The sequence below is a fragment of the Nitrososphaera sp. AFS genome (genome assembly GCF_009898475.1).
GTDB lineage: Archaea > Thermoproteota > Nitrososphaeria > Nitrososphaerales > Nitrososphaeraceae > Nitrosopolaris.
Genome location: NZ_QURE01000091.1, coordinates 1 through 10,984 on the forward strand (window position 1 = coordinate 1; position 10,984 = coordinate 10,984).

12 protein-coding genes are annotated in these 10,984 nt (G+C 37.3%); 5 read left to right on the plus strand and 7 right to left on the minus strand.

Going from position 1 to position 10,984, the window contains the following annotated elements; genetic code table 11:
• Positions 1-444, minus strand: a 444-nt coding sequence (locus tag DYY65_RS09140; RefSeq protein WP_236561766.1) for a hypothetical protein, incomplete at its 3' end; no start/stop codon positions are given.
• A 356-nt stretch (positions 445-800) separates the two neighbouring features.
• On the opposite strand from DYY65_RS09140, the gene DYY65_RS09145 reads away from it, so the two are divergent.
• The gene (locus tag DYY65_RS09145; RefSeq protein WP_162477653.1) at positions 801-1,832 is read left to right on the plus strand and encodes a hypothetical protein; all 1,032 of its coding nucleotides are present in this window, start codon (positions 801-803) and stop codon (positions 1,830-1,832) included.
• Here the strand turns inward: DYY65_RS09145 and DYY65_RS12545 are convergent.
• A complete protein-coding gene (locus tag DYY65_RS12545) occupies positions 1,778-1,978 on the minus strand; it encodes a hypothetical protein (RefSeq protein ID WP_162477654.1) in 201 nt (66 codons plus the stop codon). The genes DYY65_RS09145 and DYY65_RS12545 overlap by 55 nt on opposite strands.
• Before the next feature lie 542 nt (positions 1,979-2,520).
• Between DYY65_RS12545 and DYY65_RS09155 the strand changes: the two genes are divergently transcribed.
• Positions 2,521-2,829 (plus strand): hypothetical protein, encoded by a 309-nt coding sequence (locus DYY65_RS09155; RefSeq protein WP_162477655.1) that lies wholly within the window; start codon positions 2,521-2,523, stop codon positions 2,827-2,829.
• A 220-nt stretch (positions 2,830-3,049) separates the two neighbouring features.
• Here the strand turns inward: DYY65_RS09155 and DYY65_RS09160 are convergent, their stop codons facing one another.
• The 3 genes from DYY65_RS09160 to DYY65_RS09170 all read right to left on the minus strand — a co-directional run bounded on the left by DYY65_RS09160 (position 3,050) and on the right by DYY65_RS09170 (position 5,892).
• On the minus strand, positions 3,050-3,313 hold the full coding sequence (locus DYY65_RS09160; protein ID WP_162477656.1) for an FUN14 domain-containing protein: 264 nt from the start codon (positions 3,311-3,313) through the stop codon (positions 3,050-3,052).
• A gap of 257 nt (positions 3,314-3,570) precedes the next feature.
• Positions 3,571-4,314 carry a tetratricopeptide repeat protein gene (locus DYY65_RS09165; protein WP_162477657.1) on the minus strand — a complete coding sequence of 248 codons (744 nt, stop codon included), beginning with the start codon at positions 4,312-4,314 and terminating at the stop codon, positions 3,571-3,573.
• A 984-nt stretch (positions 4,315-5,298) separates the two neighbouring features.
• The gene (locus tag DYY65_RS09170) at positions 5,299-5,892 is read right to left on the minus strand and encodes a hypothetical protein (RefSeq protein WP_162477659.1); all 594 of its coding nucleotides are present in this window, start codon (positions 5,890-5,892) and stop codon (positions 5,299-5,301) included.
• A gap of 360 nt (positions 5,893-6,252) precedes the next feature.
• On the opposite strand from DYY65_RS09170, the gene DYY65_RS09175 reads away from it, so the two are divergent.
• Together DYY65_RS09175 and DYY65_RS09180 are read left to right on the plus strand one after the other, a co-directional pair.
• Entirely contained in the window at positions 6,253-6,459 is a 207-nt protein-coding gene (locus DYY65_RS09175) for a hypothetical protein (RefSeq protein WP_162477660.1), read from the plus strand.
• Positions 6,460-6,913: 454 nt separating this feature from the next.
• Positions 6,914-7,405, plus strand: coding sequence for a DUF192 domain-containing protein (locus DYY65_RS09180; protein ID WP_162477662.1), 492 nt, complete (start codon positions 6,914-6,916; stop codon positions 7,403-7,405).
• A gap of 36 nt (positions 7,406-7,441) precedes the next feature.
• On the opposite strand, the gene DYY65_RS09185 is transcribed toward DYY65_RS09180, so the two are convergent.
• Positions 7,442-8,803, minus strand: coding sequence for a molybdopterin molybdotransferase MoeA (locus DYY65_RS09185; protein WP_236561767.1), 1,362 nt, complete (start codon positions 8,801-8,803; stop codon positions 7,442-7,444).
• A gap of 225 nt (positions 8,804-9,028) precedes the next feature.
• Here DYY65_RS09185 and DYY65_RS09190 point away from each other — a divergent pair, with 225 nt between their 5' ends.
• Positions 9,029-9,547 (plus strand): DinB family protein, encoded by a 519-nt coding sequence (locus DYY65_RS09190; protein WP_162477665.1) that lies wholly within the window; start codon positions 9,029-9,031, stop codon positions 9,545-9,547.
• Positions 9,548-9,790: 243 nt separating this feature from the next.
• Here DYY65_RS09190 and DYY65_RS09195 read toward each other — a convergent pair whose 3' ends face one another.
• Positions 9,791-10,234 (minus strand): hypothetical protein, encoded by a 444-nt coding sequence (locus DYY65_RS09195; RefSeq protein WP_162477666.1) that lies wholly within the window; start codon positions 10,232-10,234, stop codon positions 9,791-9,793.
• Between the last annotated feature and the right edge of the window lie 750 nt (positions 10,235-10,984).

A 10,984-nucleotide genomic window follows, 5' to 3' on the forward strand; every position in this document is an offset into this window, starting at 1 on the left:
TCTAGAACCATTCGTTATAGCATAATAGTTCGTTGTTGGATCCCAAGATGTTATTTTTACTGAATCAATCTTTAGACTGCCATGAACATCAATCCAATATGCCGGACCTAATTTAGTAGTAGTACCAGCACTTCGTACAACTTTTGAGCTTATCTTTAGCCATTTGGTGTCTGTAGAATCAATATGAAAGACAGCTCCTTTCGAAATCACTAGGTTTGCATTTAGAAACCATACACCATTTGAAGATTGTTTAGCTAAAATATTGTTATTATGCAGTGCATTACTAACATCTGTGAGTCTCGTGGGGCTACTACAGCTGACGGTAATTGATCTAGTAGTCAGATCATAAGCAATACAGCTACTGGTAGAAGGATTACTTGAGTGAGCCGGAAGTGGCATTCTAGTCTTGACAGCTTTTGCATCATAAGTTGGGAATGAAAGCATATCGAACATAATATACAGGGAAAAGACGACTGTAAAGGTAATAACAAGGATCTTCGTAGTTATCTCAAAATTATAGTTCAAAGCTGCTTCAATGGGATCTTATACTACAATATATTTTTTTATACTACAATATATTTTTTGGTTCACTTTATAATAGGATAGGATTTCGTAGAGGTGCCAGATGATAATGATGGTAATGGTATTTTCAAGCCAAATGGTTCAATAATAGATTGCCCGCTTCTGTAAGTAATTCTATATAAGTTTGAAGCTATCTAGAAAAGACTTTACTGGTCTTTTGTTACTCTCTAGAGGGGATTTGTTTTAATATTTGATCATTGTAATTTCTCAAGTCCAATTTGCCAGTACTGTCTAACCCAGAAACTACAGAGGTAATGTACGGCGTAGAAAGCATACTTAGCAAAACCCTGAAAGCAAATTCGGAAGTAAAAGATTGTCTTGACGGTTGCTGGGATACCACAGGGCCATCTATGGTAGTTACAACTGAACCATTCTGGAAATCAGTAAAAGAACTTGCACAAAGAGGGGTTAGACTAAGATACATCACTGATATAACCAGCGATAATATTTCATACTGTAAAATAATGATTGAAAATGGGACTCAGATTAGACATTTACCTGGAATTAAGAGCAACTTTGGAATAGCTGATAGAACTGAATATATGGCTACTGTTATTATGGAGGAAAAGAAACCATTGTGGCAGGCCATCGTAAGTAATGCCAAGACATTTGTGGAAGGACAGCAATCTGTATTTGATATGCTTTGGGATAAGGCGTTACCAGCTGAACGAAGAATAAGAGAGATCGAAGAAGGACTTAGACCAGATTTCATTGAAACTATTAGAGATCCAGTCGAAATACAACGGTTAAGTCTCGATCTTATAAAATCAGCCAAAGAAGAAGTACTAGTATTATCATCGACTTCCAATTCATTTCTGCGTCAGGAAAGAATAGGATTACTAAAGTTGTTAAGGGATATAGCTTCAGAAGGTGCTGTTAAGGTTAGGATTCTCGTTCATTTAAATAATGAAATTAGAGGATTAGTAGACAGTTTGATATCTCCTAACAATTTTAGTGTTCGAGGTCTGCAGCAATCTTTACAATCAAGGCTTACTACCTTAATAGTTGATGGAAAGTTTTCTTTGGAAGTGGAAGTTAAGGACGATACGAAAGATAATTCGTATGATGCAGTAGGGTTGGCTACCTATTCTAATAGTGAATCAACAGTATGGACTCATGCATCAATATTGCACAAATATCAGATGCACAGAAAATCGAACAAAAAATATAATCAGATTTTAACGCATTCGTTTGCCTATTGCTTTGGATTTACTTCATCAACCCTTCTTGCTGATTCAATTAATTTTTGATCAGCAAGAATATTGCTAAATTGATCAAGCTCTGAAGCAGATCTTATTACTATACCTCTCTTCTTGGTAGCTGCACCAGTAGCATCAACAGGATTAATTTCTATAGCAATAGAAGCTTGTCTAGATCTAAAGGATGGCAGTTTCAATAGAAATATGCCAGGAACATTAGTTGGTCTTCTTTCCCAGTCTCTGGATACTTAGAAGAGCTGATAGTTTATCTTCTATTGACATCATGATAGATATGTAATAAGACTGATATTATATTCCTATGAAGATATTCCTCTTCTTTTTGTAATATAACGGGATCTGCATATGCTTTTATTCATACCTTGAAAACTATGGTGTAGAGGAGACAGACAAAGGTTAGGAATAGGAGAACTGTGAACCACAGCACTAGCAAATATAACTAACTATTCCTTCTTTGTCTGACTGTCTATCTACACCAAATTATACATAAAATAATCAAATAAATGCAGTTGGCAAACAGACAAGGTACTTATTATTGATAAGAGATATCTATCATATACTCAGTATTATTAATAGTATAGTTGCGTAGTAAGGTGATATTCATATTGTCATCCTTCTAATGAATTTATCAGGGTGAAAATATATTTATAATTTCTACTGCATTACTAGCAGCTGTTGTAAAGCAGTTCAAATATACTATATCGAATTAGCTTCTAGAATAATGAACTACAGAAATACAACATTAGTAGTTGCAGCAATCGTAGCAGCAGCTGCTCTGACAGGAGTGGCATTTGCTATACCACAACAGGCAATGGCTGGAGGATATGGGCACAGACACCACAACAATAACCACAATGCCAATAGCATAAAGGTTGACCAACAGATAAATCAACTAAACGCATGTACTAGTTCAACACCTGATAACACTGGAAAGGACATGAGCAGTACCAATGGCGGAAGCAGTAGCGGCACCACATGCTTGAATTTTGGTAGCAATTCAGCTGACATACACGGTAACAATCACAGATAATCGTCAAGCAAAGAATTAGTATTCTCCCCACTCTATTTTTCGTTGCTTTTTCAGAATAGGTTTTCTCAGACTCCTAAAAAAATTCATTCAGTTTAGAACAACAGCTACTATCCCCTTTCTTAATCCAAATATCAGACCTGGCATGAAACCAAATGCAGCTGCCACAGGTAAACCTGCTGCTTATATTGTACTGGAATGTGCTGCAAACTGGGATGCCGTACTAATTAGCGCATGTCCTACTTGTCAATGTAGCCTTTGTTGCATCCTCCATTTCTATCCATTTTACATTTATGCATCCTCTGTATGATAGATAAGAAAGACCAACCACAAATAATCCAATAACTATTGCTGCTATTTTCACGACTTTCTTTATGGCGTATCCTGCCACTGCACCAAATAGGAATCCACTACCTGCAGAGAATACAAGATTTTCTATTGACAAGTCTTGGGTAAGCCACCTTCCAATGCTTCCTGTTGCTGACAAGTCAACCTGACCTCCTGTTTTGTTTATTCATATGTAGAGTTGGCTAAGGCTCAGCTATAGCTTTTGTGATTGTAATTACGATTCAAAAGTCTGATATCATAAAGTGAGATTTCTTTTTCATTTAGATAGGTGAAAGGTGCCATGGATGGGATTGAATCTAGGCTGTCAGGCTGATCCCGCTTATTTTTAGCGGTTATAATGAGGTCAGTTTTCTTTCTTCCATCATGAGAGGGCAGTTCAAAGAATTAAAACTATATTTATCTGCCTCCTCCTTCGCTTGCTGACGATGAAGATGACACATTTCCCATTTTAGAAACTGTTGCTTGTCTATTATCAAAAGCAGCTTTATAATTTGGATCTATTGCTAAGGCTTTATCAAAGTATTGTATGGCTTGGGAATAATTACCCAATTTATATAGAGCAGCACCTTTGTCATTTAATGCAACTGTATAATTTGGATCTATTGCTAAGGCTTTATCCAGATATGGTATAGCTTGGGTATAATTACCTACGCCATTAAGACTTTCGCCTTTACCGTCTAAAGCATCTTTGAAATGTGGATCTATAGCCAAGGCTTTATCATAATATCGTATAGCTTGTGAATAATTACCCAGTTCAAGAAGTGCAGTGCCCTTATCATTTAAGGCCTCTTTGTAATTGGGATCTACAGCTAAGGCTTTATCATAATATTGTATAGCTTGTGAAAAGTTGCCTAATCTAACAAAAGCAGCGCCTATATTATTTAAAGCAACTTTATTACTTGGATCTACAGCTAAGGCTTTATCATAATATTGTATAGCTTGCGTATAGTTACCTTGAATAAAAAAAGAATTACCTTTAAAAACTAAAGTGGAATCACCAGCATTAGCAACTGATGCTGTTGTACCTCTACCATCGCCTTGTTGTGGCTGCGCATATACACTAAGAATATGTAATGTTGTGCTAACTAAGAATAGAACCATGGAAGTTGCTATTAATAATACTTTTATTGTTTTAGTCAAGTTATGATTGACTAATCGTTTAACTATGCTTATTATTTGTGTTTTGATGCATTTAGATAGGATCTATTAGAGTTACTACTAAAGAGATAGTCACAGCCAAAGGAACTTATTCCTGCGTACTTTTGATATTGATGGCCGAAAGATTATGGTGAATGAAGAATGAATGCTGATAAGCTTTGTTGTGCAGATTCAAAAAGACCAATGAGTGATACTAATTATAAAAAGCCTTTCCCGAAGGTGCCCGACGATGCAATAATGAAAGATGAAAAGCCTCTGTAAACAAGTATAGCATCAGGAGAGTTAGAAAGTAAAGATGAAGTCGAATATGAGCGAATGAAGTCTGCTGATCACGATATGGATGGAGATGATACTCCAGACCTGGATCCAGAGGTATAATGCACTATACTGTATAGTTATTCCCTATAAACGAATAAAAAAGCCCATTTTCAAAGATACTATCCAATTGTTAATGCCTTTAGTTTTCTAATTCGAGATAGTATTCATGCAGGAGGTTGTTTGTGCACCGTAGTAACACATCAATACTTTTTTTGGATCTGTACGCCATTCAATATGAGATAGTGCGGCTACAAGGGCTGATACAGTATTTAGAGAAGGGGCAATAAGCCCCCTGCTTAGTACTAAGAATGTGTCAGTAGCTGCTAGATTAGGTAGATGATCATCTGACATACACAGTTCGGAGAAGGGTTGTCAAAGTGGGACTTCAACTGCTACATCAGGTTTTGGGTAATACTTTGTTACATCGCCATACTTGGAACTAAATTTACTCACGATATCCCTAATCCTACTACCACTGTCTGTTATTGGTTTGCCTCTTAAAGATACTTCTTCGCCATTTACAGAAACTTTTAATATTTGGTTTGCCTCGAAGTTCTTGTACCAGTTCGTATCTGAACCGTAATTTGGCTCCCGGGATTTGGGAAGGTGTATTTCAACCGTAGTTAAGATACCATCTCAAAAACTAAATTAAATATCTGTTCCGTTACCATTTTTTACAATATAACCGCAGCTCATTTGAGGGGCGAACAGGCCTTTTATCAAGAGGCATTTGTGAGAGTAAGTGTAATATTTACAGTCTCTACATTGAAACCCTTCTGCACCTTCATTAATGACATAGCCCTCATCGTAATTGAGCTTTCTTCCAGTCTTCTTTATAAAATCCCAGACGATATCTCCAGGAAGCATACCAACGCCTTTTGGCGAGAAGAACCTTGAAATACCATGATCGTTGTCTATTTCACCCTCTACTACAAGGCATTTCCGTTCATCTCCCAAGTTAAACTTACATTTTGAACATTTAGATTCATCTTTGTTAGCATAGTCTTTAGTATGATTAATGTAATTGGCATCATTCTTTGAGATCTTTCTTTTTGAAGACAGAACACGAAAAAGGGCTGAATCCTGTTCAGATGCCGCATACTCATCTTGATATCCAGTAGACTTGGCTACAGCTGATTCCTTAGGTGTCATAGGTTGAACGAATTCATATACGTCATTAAGACTAATAGAAGTTATAATCAAAAGCATGTCTATCTGTCTGTCTGTCTGTCTGCCATACATAATGTCAATTTATGGGGCTCGCTTCCTAATCATGAGCTTTTTTAAAATACTATTTGCGATAAGAGCATAAGTCAAAATAACATGTTAAGTTTAGACATTGGAATAAATACGTGGGAAGAGACTGACTAATCATGATTTTATTTTATAGCAGAATCAGAAATACTACAAAATGGCTGGGGATAACATGGGGTGCTAAGGAATCATCCTGAATTAGTGTTGGTATGAGAAGGATTGATGATGAGGTACTGCACGAGTTGTGTCACAAAATCCTACGTGGAGTAGCTAACTGATCTCTCGTGAAGTAGGAGAGGATTTAACGAAAGGTATTCTACAAACCCGATTGAAGATCTAGTAAACAAGATGGCTCAATACGAGGCAATAATTTTCGACTTTCTTACTAGATTTGGCAATATTGCTCCAATGAAGGTGCTGTGGGCTAAAACCAGCAGTCTGTGGTTGAGTTGTTTGGTCATGGAAAAAATTGGAACACTTACTACCGCGGCATCGATTCGCGGGTGCGATAAGAGTGCAGTTGGAGTACCCATTGTTCCTGAGCTTACTGAGTGATGGTTCCATGGACCTAGCAGGATTGTAGGGATACTGGCAATAAAGAAATCCAAGAAGCAAGATATCAGAGTAGCGCGAACATTGGGAAGAAGAGTTGCGGAGTGCAACAAAAATAGTGTAGAGCATCTAAATTCCCAACATATTCTTTAGCCGTAGATATGAGTGTCTCATAGTTACATTCGATTAGATAAGTGCACAGTAAGGGATTGATATCCCATATTATTCTTAATAATTGTAGACATTTAGTCGTGGTAGCCTTCCTATGACCAAAGTAAGCTCAGAGATGTTGCATTGGTGAGATGGGCAGAACAGCAGCTCTATACTAATGGAAGCCAGAGTATGTATATAAAATCCTATCATTTAATTGGAAATATGGCAGAAACCAACAGTCTGGCAATCGTAAACATTGACGTTAAGCTAGTAATAATAATAATGATGCCTCTGCTGAGCTAACATGGTACACAAGATAGCTGTTCTAGTACCTCTTATAGCCATAGCAATCGTGTTGGGCACTGTAGGGCTTGTATTTGTACCACCAGGAATCAAAAATGCACCTACAGGATTTCCGAAAGGAACCATTAGAATAAACCATGATATAATCAACGTAGAAGTCGCAAACACGAGTGCAGAAAAGGAAAGATGGCTCATGTTCAGAAATGATAGGATGCTACTTGACTCAGCAATGATCCTGGTTTATGACAAGCCGGATCTGTACTCAATCTGGCTGTTGAATATACAATACAATCTTGATCTAATTTGGTTAGATGAAAATGGATACGTGGTATATATGGTAAAAGATGTGCCTCCATGTAAGAGTACTTTCGACATTGCCGACTGCACCTACAAGAATACAGAGCCGGCAAAATATGTGATTGCTGCTACCTCAGGATTTATAGATAAACACCGGATTGATAAAAACTCAAGGGTGGCCATAATCTCGATCTGAATAATTTTCACATTTGAACCAAGCCAGAAAGCGAAGCTAGACTAGTCTCTTTTTGTTCCTCTCATGTGATGGCTTTACCATAGTAATTATCTGCTTCTTTATGAATGAACCTTTAGACATAAAGTCCCCTGAGCAACCTGAAGGGCATGAAAGGCCTGGTAGTATGTTTATTTTGACTTTTTCTCCTGCTGCTATCGAGGTTTTGTTCTCTGGTAAAAATAGATAGCCATTTGCTCTGGTCAAGACAGTCATGTCTGCCGTATCACCTACTATTGGGGAAGCTTTGATAACACCTGCTTTCGTTTCCCATGCAAATACATATACAATTTTTGTAAAATTCCTGAACCTTTTGCGCGCCTCCCAATTTTCCATTAATTTTCCCCTTATTACAAGCCCGTTAGATTCTGGCAAGCCTAAAAGATATCCGAGTAATGGCCGAGTAAATGCAATGAATGCATTAGTCGCTCCCTGTATTGGTCCAGGCAACATGATAATCGGTTTGCCCCTTAAAGCTCCAACGCCTGTGACTCTTCCGCGATCAAGCTTCACTCCATGAGCGAGAACGCCAGGTTTGCCTAATGAGTTTATCGATTGTTCAACAAAATCATATTTTCCCACAGAAGACCCAGCGATTGTGAGAACAAGATCAGCTTTGTCTAAAGCAGAAATTAGCTTCTTTTTGATTCTATTACTATCATCTGGTGAGATACCTAAATCAATAGGTAATCCTCCAGCTTCCAGGACCAGTTTAGAAATGAAATGACTGTTTGTATCCAGAACCTTACCATATTTGACTTCTTTCAAATTATCTGTTAGCTCATCCCCGGTCGGAATTATCGCTACTTTCGGCTTTTGGTACACGTGTATTTTGTTTATTCCAACTAAGGACAATAGTGCTACATCTTGACCTCTCAATGTCATTCCTTGGCTGAATAACAATGAATTTCTGAGTATATTTCCACCCGATGGAGAGATGTGTGACCCTTTTCCAAATGATGCTATTATTTCTATCTTACCTTTTGACTCAATTGTATATTCATTGGGAACAACTGCGTTAGATCCATGAGGTAGGTAACCACCAGTTGATATTCTATAAGCTTGTCCTGAACGTAGGATATAGTTAGAAAACTTACCTAAGGTAGCACCTCCTCCTCCTACTACATTCAATGTTATCGGAGTTAGATTGGAAGCATGCCTGAGATCATCAGCTAATACTGCAAATCCATCCATATGTGAGGAATCGTATCTCGGTACATTAATTGGAGACTTGACGTCTTCAGCTAAAACACGTCCATACGATTCAAAAACTGAAATTTGCTCAATTTGTGGTCGGATCTTTATGTTCCGCTTAAGCGTTTTGAGGACTGCCCCAATTGGAATGTACGTGTAAGGATGCAAGGTCATCCAAGAACCTGATATATTCAGTGATGAGTTATAATCTTTTGTTAACATGTTTTAATGGCTGAAGTATTATAATGGCAGTTATTTCAAATATGCCTTAGTTAGCATCAACTTATTATAATGGTATTGATCAGTTAGCCTCACTGTTGCTATTTACAAAATGATAATAAGAAACAGAAAACCATTAGTAGTATGTATTTGCAAATCTATTAGAAGGCTACAATGGAAATTTCTGACTTTAAAGAGCTATTCACCTATAATCATGCAGTAAGACAAAATTATATGGATACATTTAAACAAAAGTTATCATGGGAAGATGTAATCAAAAACCGGGAAACGGGCTGGTTGTCATTGAAAGACACATTGCTGCACATAATTTGGGTGGAAGACTCATGGATTAATTATTCTATTCACGGTCTGGAAGACCCTAATAGACCATTTCCTTATTCTAACTATGACTCGTGGAACACAATTTATGATTATAACCTTAGTTCTACATTAAAAATCAACAAATACTTGTCTTCACTTAGGCCAAAAGATCTATGGAAACCGGTTTCACGACTTAACAAGGATGGAATTCGAAGAACGACAATAGTTAGAGATGTGCTAATTCATGTCATGACAGAAGAATTGCATCACAGAGGTGAAATAATAGCAATTCTTTGGCAATTAAATTTTCAACCACCGGATATGGGTTGGCTTTCAGTCATGAAAAAAACAGATCCTATATGGGTATTATAGGAAGAAGTGAGGAGAAAAGAATATGATAAGATAAGACTGCGGTCGAATCATATGGGTGACGTTCCATGTGGTTACGTTACGATTCCATACTGAGCGACCAATTTATCCTCTTCTACCATAGCCGTCTACCACCCCTAGCTAAAATGCGTTCTTTCTATGATGCTTCAACTTGAAGCCATGAGCTACTTGCCGCTACCAAAATATTCCTGACTTGATTTAGTGTGGACATTGTTAGTGCCGGGACTAAAAAGTGTCATATCCATCATGTAAAAAGCTGCCGTCTTCATCTAGATCCTTATTCTTTCCTATCTTTCTGAGATGTAGGCTTTGAAATATGGAATGCATTTTTTCTGGGTGCTGATCAGCATGGTCTTTCATTACGCTGATAGCTTGTTGTGTGTATTGTGTCGCTACCTCCGGATCCTTTATATCAGTACCTTGTTGAATTTGTTGAATGAGCGGATGGCCTGGACTTAATTGACCAATGCTTGATAATGCTGAATATACATTTCCATAAGATTCAGTACCAGAAACACTGGGTGTTTTATTACTGCTAGTAACGCTCTTTTTGTTCTCAGAATCTCCTTTATCTAAAATATGATCAAATATATAACTAAGTATAGCCATCCTACTGGATTGCGGTATCCCGCGTTCAGATAACTTGTTTGCTAGATCATCCATACTCATAGTATTGTAACCTCTTTTGATATTCGAATAGCAGTGAACGCAAGAAATATAAACTTCACGCTCTGAGGTCTTGTTTTCGCGAGGCAATTAATCCATTGCTAATTAATCAATTTGTTACGGCTCAGTTCTCTATTTAATAACTATGAGAATATTGGATAAGGACAAACAGTAAAAATATAAACCGCACTTTAATTTTGGTTAAAAAGGAAGCTATCCTAATTTATTGTTTAACACCTAGATAATGCTTTTTATATGGTCTTTATATTTGCCGTAATATATTTTGTGTTTCAAAGACAGAAACTAAGATGCACGAAAGGCTAGTTTGGGACTAATTAGTATGAAGGTACAAGTACTAAGCAATGGGTACTAAGCAATGTAGCTATATCCATTTACAGATTATAGAACTAGGGTGATTAGAAACCAATTCAGCTTTGGTACACTTACAAATCTCTTTCAGCTATCCTACATAGCTTGCTGTGAGCCTACACCAATTGGCATAATTGCGCTGACATTAACTTATACGATTGAGCAGTATCTAGGTGGTATGATGTAAGCCAACTTATCCTAATTGGTACAGAACTAGGTCTGACCCATGTGAACGCAAGGATAAGTAGTACATGGTGTCCAGGTAAATGGGGTATAGGCTCAGAAGGCCCTTAATAATAAATCTCCAAGTAGGCTGCTTAAACCACTTATTACCCAAAACATCAAGTGCCTAATCGACTCACACGAGAACAATAACGATCATAG

Bases quoted from the DNA above. Each gene is read 5' to 3' on its own strand.
- DYY65_RS09155 (WP_162477655.1), top strand. From the start codon at position 2,521: ATGAACTACAGAAATACAACATTAGTAGTTGCAGCAATCGTAGCAGCA.
- DYY65_RS09170 (WP_162477659.1), bottom strand. From the start codon at position 5,892: ATGTATGGCAGACAGACAGACAGACAGATAGACATGCTTTTGATTATA.
- DYY65_RS09175 (WP_162477660.1), top strand. From the start codon at position 6,253: ATGGCTCAATACGAGGCAATAATTTTCGACTTTCTTACTAGATTTGGC.
- DYY65_RS09180 (WP_162477662.1), top strand. From the start codon at position 6,914: ATGGTACACAAGATAGCTGTTCTAGTACCTCTTATAGCCATAGCAATC.
- DYY65_RS09190 (WP_162477665.1), top strand. From the start codon at position 9,029: ATGGAAATTTCTGACTTTAAAGAGCTATTCACCTATAATCATGCAGTA.
- DYY65_RS09195 (WP_162477666.1), bottom strand. From the start codon at position 10,234: ATGAGTATGGATGATCTAGCAAACAAGTTATCTGAACGCGGGATACCG.